This is a genomic window from Nonomuraea insulae, assembly GCF_042656245.1.
Genome location: NZ_JBHSPA010000006.1, coordinates 377,375 through 401,440 on the forward strand (window position 1 = coordinate 377,375; position 24,066 = coordinate 401,440).

Sequence of the window (24,066 nt, forward strand, 5' to 3'; positions counted from 1 at the left end):
GTTAGGTCCAGCACGGATTTCTTCACCAAAGCTTAAGATGAGCTTATGCTCGATCCGCGCAAGCTCCACCTGCTCCGCGAACTCGCCAGGCGCGGCACGATCGCCGCCGTGGCGGAGGCGGTCACGTTCACGCCGTCGGCCATCTCCCAGCAGCTCAGCGCGCTGGAGCGGGAGGCGGGCGTGCCGCTGCTCGAACGCACAGGGCGCACGGTGGCGCTGACGCCCGCCGGGCAGCTCCTCGTCGAGCACGCGCAGGCGGTGCTGGAGCAGCTCGAACGCGCCTCGGCCGCCCTCGCCGCCGCCCGCGGCGGCCCCTCGGGTCCGCTGCGGATCGGCGCGTTCCCCACTGCCGCCCGCGTGCTGCTGCCGCCCGCGCTCACCGACCTGACCGGCGCGCATCCCGGGCTGGAGCCGGCGGTGGCCGAGATCGACCCCGCGGACGTCTCGGCGGCGCTGCGGGCAGGGGAGCTGGACGTGGCCCTGGTGCACGAGTACGACTTCGTCCCGCCCGTCACCGACGCCTCCACCGAGACCGAGCCCCTGTTCAGCGAGCCCATGTACCTCACCGACCGCGACTCCGTCGCCGCCGCCCGCGCCGACGCGTGGATCACGAACAAGCCCGGCACCCTCTGCCACACGATGGCGATCAGGGTCTGCCAGGCGGCCGGGTTCGAGCCGCTCGTACGGCACCACATCGACGACTTCGACACCGTGCTGGCCTTCGCCGCGGCCGGCCAGGGGGTCGCGCTCGTGCCCCACCTGGCGGCCACCAGCCCACCGCCCGGCGTGCGGCTCACCCGGCTGCCGCTGAGCCGCCGTACGCTGGCCGCGTTCAGGAGGGGGAACGGCGAGCACCCGGCGATCAAGGCGGCCGTGGCGGCCTTCCGCGCCGCCATCAGACACCTCCCGCTCTGAAAAGCCTCTGAAGGAGCCTTCGAAGAAGCCTTCGAAGAAGCCAAGGCTGTTAAGCGCCTCGACCCCTGAACAGCCCTCTGACCAGCGCGGCGAAGCTCGCCGCCAGCCGTTCGTGCTCTCCCGCCCGCAACTGGCTCGCGATCGGCTCCATGTGCAGGGTGCCGAGCAACATGTGCGCGATCTGCTCGGCGTCCACGTCCGGCCGCCCTTCCGCGATCAGACGCGAGGCGTGCCGATGCCAGAACATGTAGATCGGGTTGGCCTCTCTGGGCTGCTCGGCCGCGCCTTTCCTGGTCACCATGGCATGCTCGTGCGCCGCCATGAGGTTGCCGTTGCGCGCCCCGAGTCCGGCCACCTCAGCGAGGAACGCGACCAGTCGCTCCTCCGGCTGCGCGCCCGGCCCGAGCGGCGGCGGCCCCTCGCTGACGGCCTGCTCCAGCTCGCGTGCCCGCTCGGCCATGAGTTCGAGCATGAGCCCCGTACGGCTCCCGAACCGATGGAAGACCGTCCCCTTGCCCACTCCGGCGGCGGCCGCGACCCGCTCGACGGAGACCTGCTCGGGCGGATGCCGCCGCAGCAGTTCGTCGGCCGCCCGCAGGATCGCCTGCCTGTTGCGCGCGGCGTCGGCCCGCTCTCGACGTTCCATCCGGTCATTCTTTCCCATAGACAAGTTGACCAGCGGTCCATATATTAACTGGACCACCGGTTCAATTGGAGGAAACCATGCGCGCGATCGTCCTGTCAGGTACGGGCGGCCCCGAACGTCTCGAAGTGGCGGACCTGCCGCGCCCGAGTCCAGGAGAGGGCCAGGTCCTGATCCGCGCCCAGGTCATCGGCGTCAGCTACGCGGAGACGCAGATCCGTTCGGGGGCGCTGCCGTTCCCGATGTCCGGGCCGACCGTGATCGGCGCGGAGGTGACCGGCGAGGTCGTCGAGGTCGGCCCGGGGGTGGACGAGAAGCTGCTCGGCAGCACGCTGGTCGGAGTGACCGGCGGCCTGGGCTCCTACGCCGAGTACGTGGCCATGCCCGCCGCCATGACCTGCCCGGTGCCGGACGGCGTCACCCCCGCCGAGGCCCTGGCGATCGCGGCCCCCGGCGCGATAGCCCTCGGCCTGCTCCACAGGGCGAAGCTGGAAGGCGGCGAAACGGTCCTGGTCGAGGCCGGCACCAGCTCGGTCGGAGGCCACCTGGTACGGCACGCCAAGGAGTTCGGCGCGGCCCACGTGATCGCCACCGCCGGATCCCCCGCCAAGCGTGAACGAGCCGCCGTCCTGGGCGCCGACACGGTCCTCGACCATTACGACCCCGACTGGCCCGCCGAGCTGCCCGACGTGGACGTGGTCTTCGAATCCATCGGCGGCGCCCGCGCCAAGCAGGTGCTCGACCACCTCACGCCCGGCTCCGGCCGCCTGCTCTCCTACGGCCTGCTGAGCGGCGAGCCCCCCGCCATCACCGCCGCCGACCTCATGGAGCGCGGCGTGACGGTCACCGGTTGCAGCGGCCCCGCCTGGGCCGCCCAGGTCTTCGGCACGCACTACCCGGAGATGCTGTCCAGGCTGGCCTCGGGTCGGAGCGAGGCCACCATCGCCCGCACGCTCCCCCTGGAGCAGGCCGCCGAGGCCCACCGCCTCCTGGAGAGCCACGCGGTGACAGGCCGCGTCCTGCTCACCCCCTGACGGTGGGGGCTACGCGCCGAGCACGGCGTCGAGCACGGCCTGCGAGCTCCCCTGCCCTTCGTCGTACTCACCGGCCGTCACGGCCACGACCAGCTCTTCCCCGGGTACCACGACCAGCCGCTGCCCACCGTTCCCGATGCACTCGGCCCGGCCGCCGTTGAGATACCACTGGTAGCCGTACTCCGCCCAGTCCCCCACCACCACCCGGGCCCGCAACACCTCCCGGATCCACTCACCCGGCACGATGTCCCGGCCGCCGTCGAGCACGAGCTGCCCGACGGCGGCCAGGTCGATCGGCCGCAACCGCAGCCCCGACGCGGCCCTCGGAACACCGTCGTCCCCCCGGGACCAGAAGTACTCGGAGATCCCGAGGGGGCCGAAGAGCCGCTCCCCCGCGTAGTCGTCCATCGGCCGTCCCACTCCCCGGCTGACGATCTCCCCGACCAGGGCGGAGGCGCCACCGCAGTAGCTCCACCGCTTGCCGGCCTCCTCGACGACGGGCCGCTCCAGCACGTACCGATGCCGGTCGGGCGCGAACTCCATCGCGATCTCACCGTTGGCCGGATCGGTGTAGGGCAGGTCCTCCCGCCATTCGATGCCGAGCGTCATGGTCAGGGCGTGCTCGATGGTCAGGTGCTCCCGCCCGGGAACCAGGTCCGGAAATTCCGGGAACTGCCGCATCAACGACTCCCCCGGCTCCGGCACCAGGCCCTCACCGAGCGCGATCCCGTACACGAGCGCCACCACGCTCTTGGACACGGACCGCAGATCATGCAGGGTGTCCCGATCGAACACCACATGCCCCAGCGACTCGTTCAGATGATGATCGACCCCGGCCCCGTACCACTCGACCACCACCTCCCCGCCCCTCATCACGACAAGCCCGTGCAGGCCGGACGCCCGCCCCGAACCCAGCACCGCGTCGATCCGCTCTGCCATTCCCACAACGCACCCCCAGAAGTCGGCACATCCTGGCATAAACCATCACACGGTGTCAGACACAATTCCGAAAGTAAGATCCGTTCTTACTTACAAAAGACCTTGGTCAGGGCTTGACGCCGAGTTCCGCCAGTGCCCGCGCCCAGGGGTCGGGGTCCGGGTCGAGTACGAAGCGGACCCCGTCGGCCCGCAGGTCCGCCACGCTGCGCCGGTACGGTGTGCGCCCGGCCAGCGCCCGGTTGACGAACGGCAGCACGACCACCGGGATCCCCAGCCCCGGCGCCTCCGCCAGGATGCCCAGCGCGTAGGTGTCGGCGATGCCGTGGGCGAACTTGTTGATCGTGTTGTACGTCGCCGGCGCCACGATGATGGCGTCGGCCCTGGGCGGCTTCGGCTCGGACGGTTTGCGGTACTGGCTGCGCACCGGCCGCCCGGTCTGCTTCTCCAACGCGGCGGCGTCGATGAAGTCCAGCGCCGACGGCGTGGCCACGACCTGCACGATCCACCCCTCCTCCTGCGCCAGGGTGACGAGACGGCCGGCGTCCACCGCGGCTTCTGCGGCACAGACGACGAGGTAGAGCTCCTTGCCCGCTGATTCACTCACAAGGTGCATCCTGTCCGACGAATGGACGAAGAGGCCGGCCTAACCGCGGTCGGTTGAGATTTGTTGGAACAATTGGTAATAATCGCCGCCAATTCCCGAGAAGAGTGCTCATACTGGAGCCACACACACCAGGAGCACGCTCATGCGAAAGACGCCCCCTCGCATGGCCAGGGAGACCGACCTGGCGCCGGGCCAGTTCCTCCAGCTTGCCGCCGTGGACTTCACCGGCGTCTACGCGGTCCATCTCGCCGCCAAGGAAGAGCGCCTGAAGATGACCAGGCTCTCGCTGAGCCTGCTGTCGGGCCCGTTCCTCGCCGCCATCGCCCTGGCCAGCGCCAAGGTCGTCGACCCGCAGAGCCTGACGAGGTGGCAGGACGTGCCGTGGTACCTGTTCGCCCTGGTCACCGCGTTCGGCCTGCTCAGCGTGCTGCCGTTCCTGCGCCTCATCGAGGCCGTCAACGCGCACGCCAGGACCGCGCGGGCGATCAACAACTTCCGCCTGCTGTACGCCACCAAGCTCAGGGACGACCTCGACTGGAGCCCGAACCTCCCGATCGACCCGCGCTTCCCCGAGACCTACGCGCCCCTCACCTGGCCCGGCATCAACGTCATGGTGATGGCGACGGTCAACTCCACCTACCTGACCGTCGGCGTCACCGGCCTCAGCGGCCAGGAGCCGAACGCGCTCATGCTCATGACCGGCATCCTGCTCGTCGCGCTGGTCCACTACGCCGTCTACTACATCCGCTGCAACGTCACCCGGCGGCGGCGGCTTCCTCGCAATCCGTACCGGTTCCCGAATTTGGAGAGTTGAATGCCCGGCCCAGCACATTGGGCGTCATGTGGGGAGGCGTGGATCTGGTTGATGCGCCATGTCTGGTCGGCGGGCACGCTCGCCGACGACGATCGGGGTCCCGTCATCGAGGGGCCGTCCGTGTTGTTCGAGATCGCGCGGGTGAGCGGGGACGACCCGATCATCGCGCGGCACGGTGACGCGGACCGGCTGGCCCTCTACCGCAGGAAGTTCAGTGAGGAGGTGGTGGTGCCGCCGTTCAAGTACAGCTATGGGGCCAGGATCGGGGGGCAGCTCGGGTGGGCGGCCGATCTGCTGCGGGTCAAGCCGTACAGCAAGAGTGCGTGGATCTCGCTGACCGCGCCCGGCGAGGCTTATGACGCGGTGCCGTGCCTGATCGGGCTGGCGTTCAGGATCAGGGAGGGCGCGCTGGTCATGACGGCGACCTTCCGCTCCCAGAACGCCTTCACCAGCTACCTCAACTACCTGCCGCTCTCGGAGGTGCACGCGAGCATGGCGGGCAAGCTCGGGATCGAGCCGGGCCCGATGCGGGTGTTCGTGGACGTGCCGCACCTCTACCTGGCCGACAGCCCCCACGCCTGGGAGGTCATGCGGCCTTCGTCACCTCGGCTGTCGTGAGCGGCGCGGCGATGTCCTCCAGCCCCCTGCGCTCGGCCTTGACCCCCAGGAACAGCTCGACGAGCCCGCCGGCGATCATCACCAGTGCGCCGATCGTGAACGCGAGCGCCGTGTCCCCCGGCACCCCGGTCTCGACCAGCGAGGCGAAGACGAGCGGCCCCGCGATGCCGCCCGCGCCCGTCCCGATCGCGAAGAAGAACGCGATCGCCAGGGCCCTGGTCTCCATCGGGAAGATCTCGCTGACCGTCAGGTACGCGGAACTCGCCCCGGCCGAGGCCACGAACAACACCGCGCACCAGCACGCCGTCAGCGTCACCGCGGTGAGCGCCCCCTCGTTGAACAGCCACGCCGTCCCCAGCAGGAGCAACCCCGACCCGATGTACGTGGCCGAGATCATCGGAATCCGGCCCACGGTGTCGAAGAGGTGGCCGAGCAGCAGCGGGCCGAGGAAGTTCCCGACGGCGATGACCGCGAAGTAGTAGCCCGTCTGCGTGTCGATGTGGAAGAACGTGCCCAGGATCTGCGCGTACCCGAAGGTGATCGCGTTGTAGAGGAACGCCTGCCCGATGAACAACGACAACCCCAGCACCGTGCGCTTCGGATAGAGGGCCACCATCGTGTGCGCGATCCGCACGAAGCCGATCGACTTGCGCTGGTGGACGGTCATCGAGCGGTCCGGCTCCGGCAGGTCGTCCCTGCCGATCTGGTGCTCGATGTCGTCGACGATGCGTTCGGCCTCCTCGCCCTTGCCGTGGATGAACAACCAGCGCGGGCTCTCGGGGACGTGGCGGCGTACGAGGAGGATGGCCAGCCCCAGCACCACGCCCAGCCCGAACGCCACCCGCCAGCCGATGTTGACCGGCAGGTCGTTCAGCAGCGGCACGGTCAGCAGCGCCCCTCCGGCGGCGCCGAGCCAGTAGCTGCCGTTGATGATGATGTCGATGCGGCCCCGGTGGCGGCTCGGGATGAGCTCGTCGATGGCCGAGTTGATGGCCGCGTACTCGCCCCCGATGCCGAAGCCCGTCAGGAACCTGAACAGGAAGAACCACCACGCGCTGAAGGAGAACGCGGTCATCAGCGTGGCCGCCAGATAGACGACCAGCGTGATGATGAACAACTTCTTCCTGCCGAACCTGTCGGTCAGCCAGCCGAAGAACAGCGCGCCCGTACAGGCTCCGGCGACGTAGAGCGCGGCGGCCATGCCCGCGACCTGCGCCTGGGTGATGTCCAGGCCGCTGCCCGGCTTGGCCAGTTGCCCGGACAGGTTGCCGACGATGGTGACTTCCAGCCCGTCGAGGATCCAGACGGTGCCGAGCCCTATGACGATCATCCAGTGCCATCGCGACCAGGGCAGCCGGTCCAGCCGGGCGGGTACTTTCGTGGTGATGGTGCCGGTTTCCACGTCGCTCATAGGATCTTCTCGCTACCCGGCGAACGATCTCCCTAACCGGCGGGCTTCCTGGCCTCCAGGATGCCGGTGGCGAACCAGGGGCCGCCGTACCAGAACCGCCAGCCCGCGTCCCGCCGCCGCACGTCGGTCACGCCGATCTCGCGCAGCGTGTTCTCGTACGCGGGGGTGTGCTGGAAATCGGCGATCAACATCAGCCCGCCGGGCCGCACCACCCGATACGCCTCCCGTACGGCCTGCGCCCGCCCCTCCTCGCCCGGGATGTTGTGAATGGCCTGGCTCGACACCACCACGTCGAACGACCCCTCGCCGAAGGGCAGGTCGCGCATGTCGCCCGTGATCAGCTCCACCCGCTCCGAGACGCCTTCCGCCTCGGCGTTGGCCCTGGTCACCGGCTCCTCGTTGCCCGACTGGTCCTTGACGCGCCACAGGTCGATGCCCGTCGCCGTGCCCTTGTCCAGCCGCGCGGCCGCCATCAGCAGCACCGCTCCCCGGCCGCAGCCGAGGTCGAGCAGCCGCTCGTCCCCCCGCAGCCGCTGGAGCTCCTCATGCCAGACGGCGAACTTGCCGCGCCGCGTCGTGTAGACGTAGCTGACCGCGCTGGCCAGCGTGTAGAGCCCACCGGCGAGGAAGGCGATGCCCGCCGCGAGGATGTCGAAGGCGAACGAGACCGCCGCCAGACCGCCCAGCACGATCGCTCCGAAAAGCAAACCGACCAGTGCCCAGGGCGCGTCGAACCCATAACTGCCGTGCCGCTTGCTCAAAATCACGTTATATCTCAAGGTTGTCTTGACCGGGAATTGACCGAACCCTTCCCTTTCGCACCGACTCTCACGCACCACGCATTACTAGGGTGGCTTGGATGGGCGCACAGTGGGGGTTTGACCAGGTATGACGGGAGTAAATCGACGATTCGGGCTCGGCGCGAGCATCGCGCTGACGCTCGCCTCGACCGTCTTGTGGGGCGTGGCGCACCTCGCCGCGGAGCGCCGCAAGACCGGTCTGGCACTCATGGTGGCGTACGTGCTCCTGATCGCGGCCGTGCTGACCGTGTTCACCGCCTTCAGCGCCAACCTGCTGTCCCTGGCCGTCCAGCCGCAGTGGCTCACCTGGCTCACGGTCGCGCTGGTGGTGATCGCGCTCGCCTGGACCGGGGTGATCATCTGGTCCTTCATCCTGGTACGTCCGGCCCGCTCCGACACCATCGGCCGGGTCCTGACCACCGCGCTGGCCGTCGCCCTCTGCGCGCTCGTGCTGGCGCCCACGGCGTACGCCACCAGGCTCGCGTACCTGTCGCGCGACGTCGTGGACACCCTGTTCTCACGCAACGGCACCGCCGCGCCCATCCTGGCCGAGGACCCATGGAACGGCGCCGACCGGGTGAACTTCCTGCTCGTCGGCGCGGACGCGGCTCCCGGGCGGCCCGGCGTGCGCACCGACAGCATGACCGTGGCCAGCGTGGACGTGGAGACAGGCGCGACCGTCCTGTTCGGCCTGCCGCGCAACCTCCAGCAGGTCCGGCTCCCCGAGGGTCCGGCCAGGGCGCGCTTCCCCTCGGGCTTCACCGGCGCGGGACCGGACACACCGGGCCTGCTCAACGAGGTCTTCCAGTTCGCCGAGGACCATCCCGAGATCGTGCCCGGTGTGGAGAAGGGCAAGCGCGGCCCCGCCCTGCTCAAGCAGACCATCAGCGACATCCTCGGCCTGCCCGTGAACTACTACGCGATGGTGGACATGAAGGGCTTCGCGGAGATCATCGACGCCATGGGCGGCGTGCGGGTCACCATCAAGGAACCCATCGTGTACGGCAAGCGCCGCGAGGGCCTGCTCCCCGCCGGCACCCGTAAACTGTCCGGCGAGGAGGCCCTCTGGTACGGGCGCTCCCGTACCGACAGCGACGACTATGTACGCATGGGGCGCCAGAAGTGCCTGCTCAACGCCGTCGCCAAGCAGGCCGACCCGCTGACCGTGCTCAACAGCTTCGAACGCCTCGCCGCCGCCACGAAGCGCGCCATCTCCACCGACCTGCCCCAGGACCTCCTGCCTGCCGTGGTGGACCTGTCGCAGAAGGTCAAGGACGCGAAGATGCGCAGCCTCAGCTTCGTACCGCCGCTCATCAGCACCGCCGACCCGGACTGGTACCTCATCCGCCGCAAGGTCACCGGCGCCCTGGAGGAACACTCCTCCTCCACCCGAACCGCCCCCACCCCCTCAGCCACCCCCACCGGCACCACCCCAATCAACCTCGACACCACCTGCACCTAACCCCTCGCCCCCACTCTCACCACAACACCCCTGCACCTCCCCACCGGCGGTGGCGACGGTGGCGACGACAGTGACGGTGGCGACGACGGTGGCGACAGTGGCGGGCGGCGGCTGGCGGGTGGCGGGTGGCGGCTTCCAGCAACACCTCTCCCCCGGTATCCCCGGTGTGGCGCGGGGGAGGTCGGCGAAAGGGCGGCGCGAGGGGGCGGTGGAAAAGCGTCTGGGGCGGTTGTGGGGGTTCGACGGGACGGGATGTGGCATGATGAGGACCGTCCCAAACGGAAACGATTTTCATCCTCACCTGGAGCGCGAAGTGAGAGTGGCGTTCGTCGGAAAGGGCGGCAGCGGCAAGACGACGATGTCGGCCCTGTTCGCCAGGCACGTGGCGAGCCAGGGCGGCCCGGTGGTCGCCATGGACGCCGACATCAACCAGCACCTGGCCCTGGTGCTCGGCCTCGACCGTCAGCCCGACCCCCTCGGATCCGACCTCACCGAGATCAAGGACCGCCTGCGCGGCACGAACCCCCGCATCCCCTCGGCCGAGGCGATGGTCAAGACCACCCCGCCCGGCCGCGGCTCCACGCTCCTGAGCTTCGAGGACCTGGCCGACGACCCCCACGCCCTGACCACCCCCGACGGCCTGAGCCTGCTCGCCACGGGCCCGTTCAGCGAGGACGACCTGGGCGTGGCCTGCTACCACTCCAAGGTCGGCGCGGTGGAGCTGCTGCTCAACCACCTGATCGACGGCCCGGGCGAATACGTCGTGGTGGACATGACCGCCGGCGCCGACTCCTTCGCCTCGGGCCTGTTCACCCGCTTCGACCTGACGTTCCTGGTGGCCGAGCCGACCAGGCAGGGCGTCAGCGTCTACCGGCAGTACCGCGACTACGCCGCCAAGTACGGCGTCGCCCTGGCCGTGATCGGCAACAAGGTGCACGGCGTCTCCGACGTGGACTTCCTGCGCGAGCACGTAGGTGACGATCTCCTCACCTGGATGGAGCACTCCTCCGTCGTCCGCGCCATGGAGCAGGGCCGCCACTTCACCCTCGACGACCTGGAGCCGGCCAACGCGGACGCACTGGCCGTGCTCCGCAAGACCCTCGACGAGCAGGACAAGGACTGGCCGCGCTTCGGCCGCCAGACGGTCGAGTTCCACCTGCGCAACGCCAAGGCCTGGGGCAACGACAGGGCCGGTTGCGACCTCGCCGAGCAGGTGGACCCGGACTTCGTCTACGGCCCCTGACCGACCACATGACTGTTCCCGCCAGGTCTCTGGAGCCTTTCCCTTTTCCGACCTAGCGTCAGTTTTGACCCCCCCTTCGAGAGGAGACAGCATGTCGCTGACCGTCCCGAACGATCTGCTCGACCAGGCCAGAGCCGGTGAAGTGGACGACGCGGCGTTTCTCGCCTGCGTACGCGACTCACTGCCCTACGCGTGGTCGCTGATCAGCGAGCTGGTCAAGCAGCGTGAGCACAGCGGGGCCGAGTTCGCCGACAACCAGGTGCCGCCGCCGTCCGAGGAGGCGCGCGGCCAGCTCCTGCGCTGCCTGGCGAGCGACTCGATGCGCGGCGCGCTGGAGCGTCACTACGGAGTGCGCCTGGCCTTCCAGAACTGCCACCGGGTGGCCGTCTTCGACCCGGGGGCGACGAAGGCTCTGTCTGACTTCGTCACCCCGCGCGCTCAGATCCTCAACCAGAAACCGGAGCTCGTGGACTGCTGAGCCCCGTCCGGCGAGCCGGTCCCGCCCGGCTCGCCGGGTCACCCGCGCAGCAGCGGGAGCACCTCGGCGCCGAACCTCCTGATGTTCGCCAGGGTCCGCCGGTGCTCACCCAGCCCTTCCATGAGCAGGATGAAGTGCTCGATGCCGGTGCTCTCCGCGGTACGCCGGAGGGTCTCCGCGCAGTGTTTGGCCGACCCCACCGGATGGATATCTGCCAACAAATCCACATATTTTCGGGCGTCCCGCGGGCTCCGCGGCCGATCGTCCACCGGCACGTACCCGGCCAGCCCCGGCCCCAGCCACGACGGCATGGCCTCCTTGAGCTCCCGCACGGCCGCACCCGTGGAGTCGGCCACATACGCCACCCCCGCCGCCACATGCCCGGCCGCCGGCCCCCCGCGCTCGCGGTACTGCCGTACCAGCGCGGCCTTCTCCGAGTCCCCGACGTGCAGCCCCAGCAACATCGCCAGCCCGCGCGAGGCGGCCAGCCCGACGGTCCCCGCCGAGGTGCACGCGACCACCGGCCGCATCCGGACAGAGGGCACCACAGGCACCTCCCTGAACCGGAAGAACTCCCCGTCAGCGGCCACGGAGCCACCCGACAGGGCGTCGAGCAGCAGGTCGAGTGACTCCCCGAACCCCCGCTCGTACCGTTCGAGCCCGGTCCCGAACACCTCCAGGTCCACCCAGGGCCCGCCCCTGCCCACGCCGAGCGTGAACCGCCCGCCGGACAGGTGGTGCAACATGGCGGCCTGCTCGGCGAGCGCCACGGGATGCTGGCTGGACAACACGCTGACGGCCGTGCCCAGCCCGATCCGCGTGGTGCGGCCGGCCGCCACCGCCGCCAGCGTGGTGGGAGACGGGCACACCCCATAGGGCATGAAGTGGTGCTCGGCGATCCACGCGTCGTCGAACCCCGACTCCTCGGCCGCGACGATCCATTCGACGGCGTTCGTCAGCACCCGTCCGGCTTCCTGCCCGGGAAACAGTCCCGCGACGACAAAGACCCCGATCCGCATTCCCCGAATGATGACCGATCGCGGCCACGAATGCGTGCGCCACACGCGGACCTATGCGAAGAGGCTGGCCTGCCCTTCGATCGCCATCGGGTCCCGGTGATGCTTCAAGTGCCGCCACTGGGGCAGGTCGTCCAGGTATGACCAGGAAAGCCGATGATGCGGGGTGGGCCCGAGCCGGGCCAGGGCCTCTTGGTGCGCGGGCGAGGGGTAGCCCGCGTTCTCGGCGAAGCCGTACTCCTCACACCCGATCGTCGCCATGTACGCATCGCGCCGCACCTTCGCCAGCACGGACGCCGCGGCGACCGAGATGCTCGCCGCGTCACCCTTGATCTCCAGGCGTACCGGCCAGGGCGCGCCGATGTAGTCGTGCTTGCCGTCCAGGATCACCGCGTCCGGCCGGACCGGCAGTGACTCCAGCGCCCGGCGGGCGGCCCTGCGCAGGGCCTCCGTCATGCCGAGCGTGTCGATCTCCTGGTGCGTGGCCTCGCCGAAGCCGGCGCCGGCCACCCAGGTGGCCAGCTCGGCGGCCAGCGGCCCGCGCTTGACCTCGGAGACCTGCTTGGAGTCCGTCAGCCCCTTCGGGGGTTCGGACAGGTCGGTGACGACGGCGCAGACCGTGACAGGACCCGCCCACGCACCGCGGCCCACCTCATCGACGCCCGCGACCGTGCGCGTGCTCGGCTGGGAGAGCAGCAACTGCTCGATGTCGTACGTCGGCGCCATGAACGCAGACGCTACCGCCTCCCCGAGATCACCATGTCATTCCCGAACGAGCACCCCACCGAGCCATGTCATTCCCGAACGAGCGCCCCACCGGCCGGCCGTCCACCCAGAGCCATGTCATTCCCCGAACGAGCGCCCCACCGAGCTGCCCGCGGAGGGTACCGTGCCACCGACCCACTCCAAGACCGGCCCGCCGTCCCGCGTGCGCTCGGCCGGGCGCACCGGTTCGAGATCGGCCGCGATGTACCGGGCGGCCACGTGAATCGCCCGCAACGTCACCGACACCGACGGCCGGTGCACGCTGGACCCGCGCGCCACGGCGTGCACGTCGCGCCCCACCGGATTGCCGGGGAACTGCCGCACGGCCAGGCCCCGCACCCCGGCGGCCAGCGCGAGCGCGGGGACGGCGGCGATGCCGATCCCCTTGGCGACCAGCGACAGGATGGTCCCCAGCCCCTCGAACTCCCACGGCGTCGGCCGGGTGCCGCCCACGTCCACCAGCAGCCGGTCCACCGCCAGTCGCGAGGGCTCGCCGTCGGGGGTGGCCATCCACGGCTCGTCCCGCAGTTCGCGCAGGTCGACGGGCACGTCGGGGTCGGCCAGGCGATGTTTGCGCGGCACGACGAGCACCAGGGGATCGCGCAGCAGGGGGAAGACGCGCAGGCTCTCGCTGTCGCGTACGCGGCCGTACCAGTCGTCGACGAGCGCGATGTCCACCTCCCCCGACTCCACCTCTCTTATCCCCCGGCCCGACCTGCTCTGCCCCAGCCTGAGCGCCAGCTCGGTGTGGCGGCGCAGCGAGCGCGCGAGCGCGGGCGCGAAGGCCACCGCCGCCGTCGGGAAGGCGGTCACCACGACGCGCCCCGCGGGTGTCCCCGCGTGCGCGGACAGGTCGGACTCGGCCTCCTCGACCATCGACAGAATGCGCTGGGCGTGCGTGACCAGCCGGCGTCCCGCGTCGGTGAGTTCGGCGCTGCGCGCGGTCCTGTCGATCAGGGCCGTGCCGGTCTCGCGTTCGAGCGCGACGAGTTGTTGCGAAACGGCCGAAGGACTGTAGCCGAGCGACTCCGCAGTCGCCGCGATACTGCCCTTCCGAGCGAACTCGCAGATCAGGACCAAACGGCGCAATTCGAGCATCGGACTTCCTTATGCCTACCCACAAAAAGCCTCGCTTGTGCTGATGCCTTCATCCAACCACCCTGGGAACGTGACACACATGACGGTAACTCTCTCCGCCACGCTGGCGGCGAACGAGGACATCGAACGAAGACGACGCGCCGGGGAGCGCGTGCTGCACCTGGCCTTCGGTGAGGCCGGTCTGCCCGTCCACCCGGCGCTGCGCGACAAGCTGGCCGCCGCGTCAGAGCGCAACGGCTACGGGCCGGTCGCGGGGGCGTCCGGGCTGCGAGCCGCGGCGGCGGGCCACTGGACACGACGGGGGCTCCTCACCGACCCCGAACTGGTCGTCTGCGGACCCGGCAGCAAGCCGCTGCTGTACGGCCTGCTCCTGGCGATCGGCGGAGACATCGTCTTGCCCATGCCCAGCTGGGTCAGCTACGCCGCGCAGGCCGATCTCGTGGGCTCGCGTCCAATCCTGGTGCCCGCACCGCCAGGAGAGGGCGGAGTGCCCGACCCCGACCTGGTGGCCACCGAGGTGCGCCGGGCCAGGGCGAACGGCAGGATCGTCAGCTCCGTGCTGGTCACCCTGCCCGACAACCCGACGGGACGGCTGGCCACGCCGGCGACCGTCGCCCGTCTGGTACGGGTCGCCAGGGAACTCGACCTGATGATCATCTCCGACGAGATCTACCGGGATCTCATGCACGACCCGATCCTGCCGTACACCTCGCCCGCCGATCTCGCGCCCGAGCGCACGATCATCACCACCGGGCTGAGCAAGAGCCTGGCTCTGGGCGGCTGGCGGATCGGCGTGGCCCGGCTGCCGGAGAACGGGCACGCGCTGCGCAGGCGCCTGCTCGCGGTGGCCAGCGAGATCTGGTCGGCGCCCGCCGCGCCCGTCCAGGAGGCCGCGGCCTACGCCTTCGGCGACCCGCCCGAGCTGACCGACCGCATCGTGCGCAGCCGCCGGTTGCACGGCGCCATGGCGCGGGCCGTACGCGAGAGGTTCGTGGAGATCGGCGCCAGTGTGCCCGCCCCGCAGGGCGGCTTCTACCTCTATCCCGATTTGAGCCACCTGAGACTCGGCGGCTCCGCCGAGATCACCAAGATCCTGCTGGAGGAACACGGCATCGGAGTCCTGCCGGGACACGCCTTCGGCGACGACCCCTCGGCCGCCCGGGTACGCGTCGCGGTGAGCCTGCTCTACGGCGACACCGCGGAGGAGCGGCTGGCCGCTCTGAACAGCCCCGATCCCCTTCGGCTTCCGTGGATCGCGGCCAATCTCGACCAGCTCTCGAGTGGCCTGAAGGAGCTGTCGCTCGTCCGGCACGGCGCGGTGAGCGAACGCCACCCCGCGCTCGTCCCGGAGCCATGCCACGGTTAGGCGAATCTTTCCCCAAGAGCGGGTTTACCATCCCCCAAAAGGGGCCTCTGACCTGCGGAAACACAGTGTCAGCAAAACCGCCGAAAAGTTGGGGCCGACGCCTGGTTCCGATGGACGGCACGCAGCCCTCATCATGTGCTCATGCCCGCTCTTGTCACCCTGTCCGGGCGCTCCGTGCGCCTGGAACCTCTCAGCCTCGCGGCGGTCGATGACCTCGTCGCCGCGGCGGGTGAAGACCGTTCGACTTACGCCTTCACCCGAGTCCCGCATGGCCGGGACGAGGTGGTCTCCTATGTGGAGGCCGCCATGGCTGAGCAGGCGGAGGGCCGTTCACTGCCCTTCGCCATCCGGTGGCTGAACACCGACCGCGTGGTCGGTGCCACCCGTTTCATGCACCTGGAGTACTGGCAGGGCCCCATGCCCTGGCCTCCGGGTACACGCGGTGCCGTGGGGGACGTTCCGTCCGTGGCCGACATCGGTTACACCTGGCTGGGCGCAGGCGCCCAGGGCGCGGGGGTCAACCGGGAGAGCAAGTTCCTGCTGCTCTCGCACGCCTTCGAGACATGGAACGTCCACCGCGTCACCCTGAAGGCAGACGTACGCAACACCAGGTCCCGGGTCGCCATCGAGGCCCTCGGCGCGCACTTCGACGGGGTGCGGCGAGCGGACAGCCGAGGCGCCGACGACACGGTCCGAGATACCGCCTTCTACTCGATCCTGAACTCCGAATGGCCGGTCGTACGCGAACGACTGCTCATGAGGCTCGATCTGGTCGAGGCAGCCTGACAACGTCCACCACGGCCCCGCCCGATTCCAGGGCGGGGTCTGTATTTTTTCCCGCCTGTGTTCCCTCTACATGACACACGCCCCCGCGATGCGTGGCATGTCTGACCGACCACCAGCATCCAGGGACGCGCTCAACACCGGATTGAAGGCGGATCAACGGCTCGGTTAACGATCAGTCCACATCTAGGTGACGAGCAATGATGGATCTATCATTTGGTAACAAATCGTTCCATTGGCTTGGAGACAGACGGCATGGCTGGTCAGAGCGTTGAGGGCGGGCTGCGGTTCGCCGTGCTCGGTCCTGTCCGCGCGTGGCGTGATGACCGGGAACTCGACCTGGGCACCCCGCTGCAGCGTTCCATTCTCGGCATGCTGCTCCTTCGGGAGGGCCACGCGGTCACCCCCAACGAGATGATCGACGCGGTGTGGGGCGAGGACGCGCCGCCACGGGCTCTGGGCGCGTTGCGCACATACGTCTCCAGATTGCGCACCGTCCTCGAACCCGACCGCCCCGCGCGCTCCCGCCCCGAGCTGCTGACCTCCATCGGCCGCGGCTACGCGCTGCGGCTGCCCGACGACGCGCTCGACCTGACCCGGTTCGAGCGCGGCATGGGCCAGGCCGAGGCCGCGCGCAGGTCCGGCCGGCTCACCGAGGCCGCCAGGGCCCTGCGGAAGGCGCTGGCGTTGTTCGAGGGCGAGCCGCTGGCCGGCACCGTCGGGCCCTATTCCGAGCACCAGCGCGACCGGCTGGTCGAGCGGCGCATCAGCGTCATCGAGACGCTCATGGACGTGGACCTGGAGCTGGGCAACCACGCCAAGATCGTCTCTGAGCTGATCGCGCTGACCGCCGACCACCCCCTGCGCGAGCGGCTGCGCGCCCAGCTCATGCTCGCCTACTACCGCTGCGGCCAGCAGGGCGACGCGCTCAACGTCTTCACCGAGACGCGCGAGGCGCTCATCGACGAGCTCGGCATCGAGCCTGGCCACGAGCTGACCACCCTGCACCAGCGCATCCTGGCCGCCGACCCCACGCTCGCCGCCGCCGAGGTCACCCAGGAGGACGAGCAGTTGGACGAGGAGGAGCAGCAGCCCCCGGCGCTGGAGCTGCCGCGCCCCGCGCAGCTCCCCGCCGCGGTCAGCGACTTCACCGGCCGCAAGGAGATCGCGGTACGCCTGCGCGGCCTCCTGTCGGCCGAGGGCGTGCCGGTGGCGGCCATCTCCGGCATCGGAGGCGTCGGCAAGACGGCGCTGGCCGTACACGTGGCCCACCTGGCCGGCGACCTCTTCCCCGACGGCCAGCTCTACGCCGACCTGCGGGGCTACACCGACGAGGCGACCGCGCCCGAGTCGGCGCTCGGCGCCTTCCTGCGCGCGCTCGGCATCCCGGTCGACGTCATCCCCGACGGCCTGGCGGAACGTTCGGCGCTCTACCGCTCCATCCTGGCCGAGCGGCGCATCCTCGTGCTGCTGGACAACGCCCGCGACGCCGAGCAGGTCAGCCCGCTGCTGCCGGGCGCGCCCGGGTGCGCGGCCATCGTGACCAGCCGGGTCAAGCTGGCCGACCTGCCCTCGGCCAGGCTGGTCGACCTGGACGTGATGGAGCCGGACGAGGCGCTGTCGCTGTTCGCCACGGTGACCGGCTCCGAGCGGGTCTCCGCCGAACACGGCGCGGCCATGGACGTGGTGGCCGCGTGCGGGTTCCTGCCGCTGGCGGTCCGGATCGTGGCCGCCCGGCTGGCCGCCCGGCCCTCATGGACGGTCGCCTCGCTGGTGCCCCGGCTGGCCGACGAGCAGCGCCGCCTCGACGAGCTGCGCGTGGGCAACCTGGCCGTGGAGGCCACGTTCGCGCTCGGGTACGGCCAGCTCTCGGCCACCCAGGCCCGCGCCTTCCGCCTGCTCTCCCTGCCCAACGGCCCCGACATCTCCGCCGGGGCCGCCGCCGCGGTGTTGTCGATGAGCGCGTTCGAGGCCGAGGAGGTGCTGGAGTCGCTGGTGGACGCCAGCCTGCTGGAGGCGCCCGCGCCGGGCCGCTACCGCTTCCACGACCTGCTCAAACTGTTCGCCAGGCGCGTGCTGGACAAGGTCGAGCGGCCCCAGGCCCGTACGATGGCGCTGCGCCGCCTGCTCGGCTTCTACCTGGCCTCGGCCCAGTCCGCGCACAGCCTGGCCTACGAGGGCAGCATGATCCCGGCCAACCTCGTGGTCGTCGGCGCCGGGCGCGCGTTCACCACCGCCGACGAGGCCGTCGCCTGGCTGATCTCCGAGGGCGACTCGTTGTTCGCCGCCATCAACCAGGCCGCCGCGTCCGCCCGCGTCGCCGAGCAGCTCCTGCCCGCCGCCGACCTGCTGGTGGCCATGGAGCCGCTGCTGGAGTCGGGCACCCACACCCGCGAGTTCGACCTCAGCACCCGTGCCGTGCTGGCCACCGCGCTCAACATCGGCGACCAGGCCGGCGAGCTGCGGGCCCGCTACGTGCTGGGCCGGGTGTTGTTCGCCGGCAACCGGCTCAAGGACGCCGAGGAGCACTTCAGGGTCGTCCACGACCTGTCGCTGCGCCGCGAGGAGAAGATCGTCACCGGCGAGGTGCTCAACGCCCTGGCCGTGGTCGTCGGCAGGCAGCGGCGGCACACCGAGGCGCTGGCGCTGTTCGACTCGGCGATGCGCTTCTACCGCGAGAACGGCGTGCCGGCCGGCGAGGCGCTGGTCCTCAGCTACTCGGCGCGCGACCACCTCGGCCTGAGCCGGCCGGAAGACGCGATCGCCGCGGCGGAGAAGGGCCTGGCCATCTTCACCGAGATCGGCAGCGGCGCCGGCACCGCCAGGGCCCGCTACCACCTCGGCATCGTGCTCAGCCGCGTGGGCAGGCTCACCGAGGCCGTCCATCACCACGCCGAGTGCCTGGCCTATTTCCGCGCCAGCAAGCAGCGCGTCTGGGAGCAGCGGGTGTGCTCCCGGCTGGCCGAGACGTTCATCGCGGCCAAGCGTTACCCCGACGCCGTACGCCACGCCGAGGAGGCCCTGACGGTCTCCCGCGACATCGGCCACCCGTACGGGGAGGCGCTCTCGCTCACCGTGCTCGGCAAGGCGCTGCTCGGTCTCGGCAGCACGACGAGGAGTCTCGACTGCCTAGGGCGGGCTCACGAGATCTTCTCCAGGCTCGGGGCTCCCGAGGCCGGTGATCTCAAGGTCCTGCTCGACGGCATCCCCGCTGCCGGGTCCGTCGCCGGGTCCACTGCTGGGTCCGTCGTCGAGTCCTGAGTACAGCTCGTCGTCCAGACGTGTCATCCACACATGGTTGATCAAGGCTGTCCTTAGGGAGTCACGAAGAAACTCGTGATCGATGGTGTTCAGCCCGGCCGATCATCCTTGCCACCACGCATCGCTAGGGGGCCCGGTTATCCGGATGCTCCGCGTGGCGGCTAGCCGCCTCACACGGACGACCGGCCGGACCTGACACGGCCCTCGAACCCCCCAGGTCCGTGTCTTGACTGAGAGCATCCACCCAAGGTGTCAACGTCGAATCAACGCCGGATTAAAGCAGGAAGTAACCCTCGGCGATGAGGGACCGAACCGCGTCGGAGTCGGCGATCTCACCGTCGCCCACCAGCTCGGCGATCACGTTGAGCAGCGGCCCGAGCGCCAGCTCACCGTCGCACACACCGGCCAGCGCGGCCTCCACCGTGCCGACCTCCCTGCTGCGGCGCAGCCCCTGCGTCTGGCGCAGCACGATGCGGATCGGGTCCTCCGCGCCCGGCAGCCCGACCCGCTCGTCGAGCAGCCCGTCCACGGTACGCAGCAGCGCGGCGTCCAGCCCCTGCGCCCGATGCGCCGAGGCGATGGCGTCGACGACGGAGTCGACGTAGTCGCCGACCGGGAGCGCGACCTGGTGGGCGAGATGCTCCACGCGGACCACCGGGTCGAGCGTGCCCGAGTTGCGCATGGTGATCCAGCCGAACCCGACACCCTCGACCCGGCGCTCCTCGAACCAGGCCAGCCAGCGATCGTAGAGCTCCGCGTATTCCTTGGTGCCCTGCACGGCCGCGTCCCTGAGCCACAGCTCGACGTATTCGGCCGGGTCCTGCACGTCGCGCTGGACCACCCAGGCGTCGCAGCCGGTCTCGCGCAACCAGCCGCCCACGCGGTCGTGCCAGTCCTCGCCCTCGACGTGCAGCCAGTTGGCCAGGAAGTGCGCCTGGCCGCCGGGGGCGAGGTGGTGGGGCGTCTGCTGGACGAGGTCGCGGCAGAAGTCGTCGCCCTCCCCGCCGGACTCGCGATAGGTCAGCCGCCCCTCACGCGCCGGGGCGATGACGAACGGCGGGTTGCTCACCACCAGGTCGAACAACTCGCCCTCGACCGGCTCGAACATCGACCCCGCCCGCGCCTCGATCCCCTCGGCCCCTTCCACCCCCGACAACTCCCAGCTCAGCCGGGCCAGCTCCAGGGCGCGCGGGTTGAGGTCGGTGGCCACGATCCGCTCCGCCCGGCCGGCCAGGTGCAGCACCTGCACCCCGCAGCCGGTGCCCAGGTCGAGCGCGCGGCCCACCGGGCGTCGGGTGACGAGCTGGGCCAGGTTGGCCGAGGCGCCGCCGGCCCCCACCACGTGGTCGGGCCGCAGCGCGGGGTCGCCCGGGCGTACTTTCCTGTCGGAGACCAGGTAGCCGCCGCTCTCCCACGGCTGGAGGTGCACGGTGGCGCTGACCTGGTCACCTTCGGCGGTGACCAGCCCCGACTCGAGCACCTCGGGCGCGAGGCCCTTGGCGGGGACGGAAACGCCCAGCCACCACAACCTGATCAGGGTCGCCAGCGGATCGCCGTCCGCGGTGGCGCGCAGGGCCGGTATCAGTTCCTCGCGAGCCAGGGCGGTGGCGGCCATGCTGCCCAGGCGCTCGCGTACGCCGTCGATCGTGTAGCCGGTTCGGAGGAGGTGATGGCGCAGTCGTTCCACAAGACCATCCTTGCACCGCCGACTCACCATACCGACAGTGCTCATACTGTTACTTAAGCTCCCAAGCATTCTGCAAGCGGCGAACAAGTCACGCGCGGTATCTCTAAAGGGTCACCACGTCCTCCGAGGAGCGGACCCATGCTGATCCCCTGCTTGGCCTGCGAGTCCCGATTCGGGCCCGACGAGTACTTCAGCGCCTGCTCCGACTACAACCGCGGCATGGACCTGGTGTCCTGGACGTGCCCGCGCTGCGGCAACCGCGACGACCTGCGCGTGTTGCCCGGCGAGCTGGGCTTCGGCTATCCGCATCGGGGCAGGTTCGACGTGCACGACCGCGTACGCGTGCCGGGTCTGCGCAGGCAGCGTGGCGACCTGCGGCTGGACATCTCGCTCGACCGGGCGAGCTGGCGTGTGCCGACGCGCCTGCGAGCCGCCGTCTAAGCGGTGACCGGCAGGTACGCGTGCGCCGGCTCCTCCCCGCGCAACAACCGCGCGATGTCCTCCACCAGCGTCTCCGCCAGCTCCTCCCGGCTCTCCCCGGTGGCCTCGCCCAGCCGGGGCGTCAGCACCACGTTCGGCAGCCGGGTCAGCGGATGGGCCCGGTCGAGCCACTCACCCTCGAAGTGGTCGAGCCCGGCACCGCCCACCTGGCCCCATTGCAGCGCGTCGACCAGCGCCCTCAGGTCGTGCAGCGCCCCGCGTGAGGTGTTGAGGTAGATCGATCCCGGCCGCATCGAGCCGAACTCGGAGTAGCCGAAGAACCCCCTCGTCTCCTCCGTCAGCGGCACGTGCAGGGACACCACGTCGGCCTCCGCCAGCAGCGCGGGGAGCGTGTGGGTGGCCTCGGGCACGAACGGGTCGCAGACGATCACCCGCATGCCCAGCCCCTCACAGCGCCAGCGCAGCGCCCTGCCGACGCGGCCGAGGCCGACGAGGCCGAACGTCCTGCCGGACAACCGGCGGCCGCGGTGGCGCTGCGCGGGCGGCACCCCGCCGTGGTAGACCTGCCCCCTGCGTACTTCCCTGTCGGCGGTGACGATGTTCCTGCAGACGGCGAACAGCAGGGCGAGCGTCAGTTCGGCGACCGCCTCGGGGTCGCGGTCGACGGCGTACAGGACCGTCACCCCGCGCTCGGCCGCCAGCGCCAGGTCCACGCTGCCGGGCGGTCCCATGGTGGCCACGACGTCCAGGTGCAGTCCGAGCACTGACGTGCGCACCTGGTCGCCATCGGTGATGAGCACGGTCGCTCCGGTCTCGATGACCAGGTCGGCGAGTTGCTCGTCGGTGAAACCGAGGTTCGGTCGTGCGGGAGCCTCGGTCAGGTCGGCGATCTCACCCAGTCGGGCGAGCGCGCTCTCCGGCAAGGTGGGCAGCACCAGCGCCCGAGGTCGTCTCACATGTGGACAATAACACCACAGACGGTGCTCAGATCATTGCTCCCCGCGCAGGCCAGACCCTGCTCGCCCCGCGTTGACGCAGCTCACGCGTGGCGTCATTCGGGGCGCTGGCGCAGGCTCTGCCAGGCGGCCTCGCCCAGTCCCTGGATCTCTTCCTCGGTGGGCGTGTGCGCCCCGGCGAACCACAACCGGCACATCTCCTGCGCGGGCCCGAGCCACAACACGTAGCACATGGTCGCGTGGACGGGCTGGAGCAGCCCGTTCTTCATGTGTGGCCGCCACCAGTCGGAGACCTGCCGGAAGAACGTGCGCCGCTCCTCCGCCACCTCCGCGCCGCCCGGCTCGTGCTTGCGCGGCGGCCGCTCACTGATCAGCAGCCGGGCCCGCTCGGGGTGCTCACCGGCCCACCGCATGTGGAAGGCGACGACGGCCTCGATGCCGGCGCGGGCCTCCCCGTGCCGGACCAGCTCGGCGAGGAAGGAACTCTGATAGGCGGTGAGGATCTCGGCGTAAAGCACGCCGAAGACGTGCTCCTTGCTGGCGAAGTGGTGGTAGAAGCTACCGACGCTGACGCCGCTTTCCTCACGCAGGCTGGCCAGGGTGGTGGCCGAAACCCCGTCCTGGCTGAAACGGCGGAGGGCACCCTCGATGATCCGGGTGCGGCCGTCGCGTCCGTTCTTGACACTCTTCACACTGTCAATGGTGTGCTACCAGAACCTTGTTCCGCAAATAGGCCAGCCTGATCGATCATAGCGGTCACTTCGACGGCCCCGGAAACGACCTTCATCCGGGCGTCGGGCCAGAGCCTGCGGACGAGCCTGAGCACGCGCCGGTTCTCCCCCAGGACGTCCATGCCCACGCTCCGCGCTCCCCGCACGGAGGCCCTGAGTAACAACGTGTCCACCAGCCTGGGCCCGATCCCGCGCCCCTGCCACTCGTCGGCCACCACCACGGCGATCTCCACGTCGGTGCAGTCGCCCTTGAAGCTCATGGCGTGGCCGACGATCTCACCCGTGTCCGTGGTGGCGACGATCGCGTCGCGGCGCTCGTCCAGGGCCAGCAGCACGCGCACGAGTGCGGCGGTGGGGGCCGAGACGCCGGTGAAGAACCGGAGCGTCTGGGTGTGCAGGGTCAGCCCGGCCAGGAAGCGCCTTACGCGTTCCTCGTCGTCCTGACGAGCCGGGCGGATCTGAGTTCCTTGCATAGACTCAGCGTGCCCGTCGAAGCTGAGTCTGTCAATTGAACTCAGGTATAATGCAAAAATGAACATGCCATCCCGCATGGGTTTCCGGGTGGACAATTGCTCGATCGTGCGCACCCTGGACATCGTCGGGGAGAAGTGGACCTTCCTGGTTCTGCGCGAGGCGTTCAGTGGCGTGCGCAGGTTCGCCGACATGCAGGCGATCACCGGCGCCCCCCGCCAGGTGCTCAGCGCCCGTCTGGCCCGGCTGGTCGACGAGGGGCTGCTGCGCAAGGAGCCCTACCGCGAGCCGGGGAAGCGGCAGCGCGACGAATACCGGCTCACGGAGAAGGGCCGCGACCTCTATCCCCTGCTGGTCTCGCTCATGCACTGGGGAGACAAACACCTGGCGGACGACAAGGGCCCGCCGGTGCTGCTCACGCATCGCGACTGCGGCGCCCCCATCGAGCTCCGCTTCCGATGCGCCGACGGACACGAGGTGGGCGGGCCGCGCGAGGTCACGCCCATTCCAGGGAGCGCCTGAGTTCGGAA

The 24,066-nt window shown here is 70.1% G+C and carries 24 protein-coding genes; 12 read left to right on the plus strand and 12 right to left on the minus strand.

Annotated elements, in window-relative coordinates; genetic code table 11:
- The first annotated feature begins 45 nt into the window (after positions 1 to 45).
- A complete protein-coding gene (locus tag ACFPZ3_RS04495) occupies positions 46 to 915 on the plus strand; it encodes a LysR family transcriptional regulator (RefSeq protein ID WP_379512647.1) in 870 nt (289 codons plus the stop codon).
- 49 nt (positions 916 to 964) lie between these two features.
- On the opposite strand, the gene ACFPZ3_RS04500 is transcribed toward ACFPZ3_RS04495, so the two are convergent.
- On the minus strand, positions 965 to 1,561 hold the full coding sequence (locus ACFPZ3_RS04500) for a TetR/AcrR family transcriptional regulator (protein ID WP_379512648.1): 597 nt from the start codon (positions 1,559 to 1,561) through the stop codon (positions 965 to 967).
- A gap of 77 nt (positions 1,562 to 1,638) precedes the next feature.
- Here ACFPZ3_RS04500 and ACFPZ3_RS04505 point away from each other — a divergent pair, with 77 nt between their 5' ends.
- Positions 1,639 to 2,592, plus strand: coding sequence for a quinone oxidoreductase family protein (locus tag ACFPZ3_RS04505; protein WP_379512649.1), 954 nt, complete (start codon positions 1,639 to 1,641; stop codon positions 2,590 to 2,592).
- A gap of 9 nt (positions 2,593 to 2,601) precedes the next feature.
- On the opposite strand, the gene ACFPZ3_RS04510 is transcribed toward ACFPZ3_RS04505, so the two are convergent.
- Both ACFPZ3_RS04510 and ACFPZ3_RS04515 read right to left on the minus strand, forming a co-directional pair.
- On the minus strand, positions 2,602 to 3,531 hold the full coding sequence (locus ACFPZ3_RS04510) for a serine hydrolase domain-containing protein (RefSeq protein WP_379512650.1): 930 nt from the start codon (positions 3,529 to 3,531) through the stop codon (positions 2,602 to 2,604).
- Positions 3,532 to 3,637: 106 nt separating this feature from the next.
- The gene (locus ACFPZ3_RS04515; protein WP_379512651.1) at positions 3,638 to 4,135 is read right to left on the minus strand and encodes a flavoprotein; all 498 of its coding nucleotides are present in this window, start codon (positions 4,133 to 4,135) and stop codon (positions 3,638 to 3,640) included.
- Positions 4,136 to 4,277: 142 nt separating this feature from the next.
- On the opposite strand from ACFPZ3_RS04515, the gene ACFPZ3_RS04520 reads away from it, so the two are divergent.
- Together ACFPZ3_RS04520 and ACFPZ3_RS04525 are read left to right on the plus strand one after the other, a co-directional pair.
- Positions 4,278 to 4,949, plus strand: coding sequence for a hypothetical protein (locus tag ACFPZ3_RS04520; protein ID WP_379512652.1), 672 nt, complete (start codon positions 4,278 to 4,280; stop codon positions 4,947 to 4,949).
- A gap of 51 nt (positions 4,950 to 5,000) precedes the next feature.
- The gene (locus ACFPZ3_RS04525; RefSeq protein WP_379512653.1) at positions 5,001 to 5,567 is read left to right on the plus strand and encodes a thymidylate synthase family protein; all 567 of its coding nucleotides are present in this window, start codon (positions 5,001 to 5,003) and stop codon (positions 5,565 to 5,567) included.
- On the opposite strand, the gene ACFPZ3_RS04530 is transcribed toward ACFPZ3_RS04525, so the two are convergent.
- Positions 5,536 to 6,978 (minus strand): MFS transporter, encoded by a 1,443-nt coding sequence (locus tag ACFPZ3_RS04530; protein WP_379512654.1) that lies wholly within the window; start codon positions 6,976 to 6,978, stop codon positions 5,536 to 5,538. The two genes, ACFPZ3_RS04525 and ACFPZ3_RS04530, sit on opposite strands and share 32 nt — an antisense overlap.
- 32 nt (positions 6,979 to 7,010) lie before the next feature.
- On the minus strand, positions 7,011 to 7,739 hold the full coding sequence (locus ACFPZ3_RS04535) for a class I SAM-dependent methyltransferase (protein ID WP_379512655.1): 729 nt from the start codon (positions 7,737 to 7,739) through the stop codon (positions 7,011 to 7,013).
- A 127-nt stretch (positions 7,740 to 7,866) separates the two neighbouring features.
- Between ACFPZ3_RS04535 and ACFPZ3_RS04540 the strand changes: the two genes are divergently transcribed.
- From ACFPZ3_RS04540 to ACFPZ3_RS04550, 3 genes are all read left to right on the plus strand, one after another.
- Positions 7,867 to 9,240 (plus strand): LCP family glycopolymer transferase, encoded by a 1,374-nt coding sequence (locus tag ACFPZ3_RS04540; protein ID WP_379512656.1) that lies wholly within the window; start codon positions 7,867 to 7,869, stop codon positions 9,238 to 9,240.
- Between the two features lie 313 nt (positions 9,241 to 9,553).
- Complete coding sequence (locus ACFPZ3_RS04545) at positions 9,554 to 10,483, plus strand: ATP-binding protein (RefSeq protein ID WP_379512657.1); 930 nt, start codon at positions 9,554 to 9,556, stop codon at positions 10,481 to 10,483.
- A 91-nt stretch (positions 10,484 to 10,574) separates the two neighbouring features.
- The gene (locus tag ACFPZ3_RS04550; RefSeq protein ID WP_379512658.1) at positions 10,575 to 10,961 is read left to right on the plus strand and encodes an SCO5389 family protein; all 387 of its coding nucleotides are present in this window, start codon (positions 10,575 to 10,577) and stop codon (positions 10,959 to 10,961) included.
- 38 nt (positions 10,962 to 10,999) lie between these two features.
- Here the strand turns inward: ACFPZ3_RS04550 and ACFPZ3_RS04555 are convergent, their stop codons facing one another.
- From ACFPZ3_RS04555 to ACFPZ3_RS04565, 3 genes are all read right to left on the minus strand, one after another.
- A complete protein-coding gene (locus ACFPZ3_RS04555) occupies positions 11,000 to 11,980 on the minus strand; it encodes an LLM class flavin-dependent oxidoreductase (RefSeq protein ID WP_379512659.1) in 981 nt (326 codons plus the stop codon).
- A 51-nt stretch (positions 11,981 to 12,031) separates the two neighbouring features.
- The gene (locus tag ACFPZ3_RS04560) at positions 12,032 to 12,703 is read right to left on the minus strand and encodes a ribonuclease HII (RefSeq protein WP_379512660.1); all 672 of its coding nucleotides are present in this window, start codon (positions 12,701 to 12,703) and stop codon (positions 12,032 to 12,034) included.
- 117 nt (positions 12,704 to 12,820) lie between these two features.
- On the minus strand, positions 12,821 to 13,840 hold the full coding sequence (locus ACFPZ3_RS04565; RefSeq protein ID WP_379512661.1) for a LysR family transcriptional regulator: 1,020 nt from the start codon (positions 13,838 to 13,840) through the stop codon (positions 12,821 to 12,823).
- A gap of 79 nt (positions 13,841 to 13,919) precedes the next feature.
- On the opposite strand from ACFPZ3_RS04565, the gene ACFPZ3_RS04570 reads away from it, so the two are divergent.
- The 3 genes from ACFPZ3_RS04570 (at position 13,920) to ACFPZ3_RS04580 (ending at position 19,250) form a co-directional block, all read left to right on the plus strand.
- A complete protein-coding gene (locus ACFPZ3_RS04570) occupies positions 13,920 to 15,206 on the plus strand; it encodes a pyridoxal phosphate-dependent aminotransferase (RefSeq protein ID WP_379512662.1) in 1,287 nt (428 codons plus the stop codon).
- 141 nt (positions 15,207 to 15,347) lie between these two features.
- Positions 15,348 to 15,992, plus strand: coding sequence for a GNAT family N-acetyltransferase (locus ACFPZ3_RS04575; RefSeq protein ID WP_379512663.1), 645 nt, complete (start codon positions 15,348 to 15,350; stop codon positions 15,990 to 15,992).
- Between the two features lie 252 nt (positions 15,993 to 16,244).
- A complete protein-coding gene (locus ACFPZ3_RS04580; protein ID WP_379512664.1) occupies positions 16,245 to 19,250 on the plus strand; it encodes an AfsR/SARP family transcriptional regulator in 3,006 nt (1,001 codons plus the stop codon).
- Between the two features lie 274 nt (positions 19,251 to 19,524).
- Here the strand turns inward: ACFPZ3_RS04580 and ACFPZ3_RS04585 are convergent, their stop codons facing one another.
- Entirely contained in the window at positions 19,525 to 20,967 is a 1,443-nt protein-coding gene (locus ACFPZ3_RS04585) for a DUF7059 domain-containing protein (RefSeq protein WP_379512771.1), read from the minus strand.
- Between the two features lie 108 nt (positions 20,968 to 21,075).
- Between ACFPZ3_RS04585 and ACFPZ3_RS04590 the strand changes: the two genes are divergently transcribed.
- Complete coding sequence (locus ACFPZ3_RS04590; RefSeq protein WP_379512665.1) at positions 21,076 to 21,378, plus strand: hypothetical protein; 303 nt, start codon at positions 21,076 to 21,078, stop codon at positions 21,376 to 21,378.
- On the opposite strand, the gene ACFPZ3_RS04595 is transcribed toward ACFPZ3_RS04590, so the two are convergent.
- The 3 genes from ACFPZ3_RS04595 to ACFPZ3_RS04605 form a co-directional block, all read right to left on the minus strand.
- Positions 21,375 to 22,334 carry an NAD(P)-dependent oxidoreductase gene (locus ACFPZ3_RS04595; RefSeq protein WP_379512666.1) on the minus strand — a complete coding sequence of 320 codons (960 nt, stop codon included), beginning with the start codon at positions 22,332 to 22,334 and terminating at the stop codon, positions 21,375 to 21,377. The two genes, ACFPZ3_RS04590 and ACFPZ3_RS04595, sit on opposite strands and share 4 nt — an antisense overlap.
- 95 nt (positions 22,335 to 22,429) lie before the next feature.
- The gene (locus ACFPZ3_RS04600) at positions 22,430 to 23,026 is read right to left on the minus strand and encodes a TetR/AcrR family transcriptional regulator (RefSeq protein ID WP_379512667.1); all 597 of its coding nucleotides are present in this window, start codon (positions 23,024 to 23,026) and stop codon (positions 22,430 to 22,432) included.
- Positions 23,023 to 23,538 carry a GNAT family N-acetyltransferase gene (locus tag ACFPZ3_RS04605; RefSeq protein ID WP_379512668.1) on the minus strand — a complete coding sequence of 172 codons (516 nt, stop codon included), beginning with the start codon at positions 23,536 to 23,538 and terminating at the stop codon, positions 23,023 to 23,025. The genes ACFPZ3_RS04600 and ACFPZ3_RS04605 overlap by 4 nt, the downstream gene beginning before the upstream one ends.
- 58 nt (positions 23,539 to 23,596) lie before the next feature.
- On the opposite strand from ACFPZ3_RS04605, the gene ACFPZ3_RS04610 reads away from it, so the two are divergent.
- Positions 23,597 to 24,058, plus strand: a complete 462-nt coding sequence (locus tag ACFPZ3_RS04610; RefSeq protein WP_379512669.1) for a winged helix-turn-helix transcriptional regulator — start codon at positions 23,597 to 23,599, stop codon at positions 24,056 to 24,058.
- Positions 24,059 to 24,066: the final 8 nt, after the last annotated feature.

Bases quoted from the DNA above. Each gene is read 5' to 3' on its own strand.
- ACFPZ3_RS04510 (WP_379512650.1), bottom strand. From the start codon at position 3,531: ATGGCAGAGCGGATCGACGCGGTGCTGGGTTCGGGGCGGGCGTCCGGC.
- ACFPZ3_RS04560 (WP_379512660.1), bottom strand. From the start codon at position 12,703: ATGGCGCCGACGTACGACATCGAGCAGTTGCTGCTCTCCCAGCCGAGC.
- ACFPZ3_RS04575 (WP_379512663.1), top strand. From the start codon at position 15,348: ATGCCCGCTCTTGTCACCCTGTCCGGGCGCTCCGTGCGCCTGGAACCT.
- ACFPZ3_RS04555 (WP_379512659.1), bottom strand. From the start codon at position 11,980: ATGCGGATCGGGGTCTTTGTCGTCGCGGGACTGTTTCCCGGGCAGGAA.
- ACFPZ3_RS04520 (WP_379512652.1), top strand. From the start codon at position 4,278: ATGCGAAAGACGCCCCCTCGCATGGCCAGGGAGACCGACCTGGCGCCG.
- ACFPZ3_RS04570 (WP_379512662.1), top strand. From the start codon at position 13,920: ATGACGGTAACTCTCTCCGCCACGCTGGCGGCGAACGAGGACATCGAA.
- ACFPZ3_RS04495 (WP_379512647.1), top strand. From the start codon at position 46: ATGCTCGATCCGCGCAAGCTCCACCTGCTCCGCGAACTCGCCAGGCGC.
- ACFPZ3_RS04580 (WP_379512664.1), top strand. From the start codon at position 16,245: ATGGCTGGTCAGAGCGTTGAGGGCGGGCTGCGGTTCGCCGTGCTCGGT.
- ACFPZ3_RS04605 (WP_379512668.1), bottom strand. From the start codon at position 23,538: ATGCAAGGAACTCAGATCCGCCCGGCTCGTCAGGACGACGAGGAACGC.
- ACFPZ3_RS04565 (WP_379512661.1), bottom strand. From the start codon at position 13,840: ATGCTCGAATTGCGCCGTTTGGTCCTGATCTGCGAGTTCGCTCGGAAG.
- ACFPZ3_RS04610 (WP_379512669.1), top strand. From the start codon at position 23,597: ATGAACATGCCATCCCGCATGGGTTTCCGGGTGGACAATTGCTCGATC.
- ACFPZ3_RS04590 (WP_379512665.1), top strand. From the start codon at position 21,076: ATGCTGATCCCCTGCTTGGCCTGCGAGTCCCGATTCGGGCCCGACGAG.
- ACFPZ3_RS04500 (WP_379512648.1), bottom strand. From the start codon at position 1,561: ATGGAACGTCGAGAGCGGGCCGACGCCGCGCGCAACAGGCAGGCGATC.
- ACFPZ3_RS04505 (WP_379512649.1), top strand. From the start codon at position 1,639: ATGCGCGCGATCGTCCTGTCAGGTACGGGCGGCCCCGAACGTCTCGAA.
- ACFPZ3_RS04540 (WP_379512656.1), top strand. From the start codon at position 7,867: ATGACGGGAGTAAATCGACGATTCGGGCTCGGCGCGAGCATCGCGCTG.
- ACFPZ3_RS04550 (WP_379512658.1), top strand. From the start codon at position 10,575: ATGTCGCTGACCGTCCCGAACGATCTGCTCGACCAGGCCAGAGCCGGT.
- ACFPZ3_RS04530 (WP_379512654.1), bottom strand. From the start codon at position 6,978: ATGAGCGACGTGGAAACCGGCACCATCACCACGAAAGTACCCGCCCGG.
- ACFPZ3_RS04525 (WP_379512653.1), top strand. From the start codon at position 5,001: ATGCGCCATGTCTGGTCGGCGGGCACGCTCGCCGACGACGATCGGGGT.
- ACFPZ3_RS04585 (WP_379512771.1), bottom strand. From the start codon at position 20,967: ATGGTGAGTCGGCGGTGCAAGGATGGTCTTGTGGAACGACTGCGCCAT.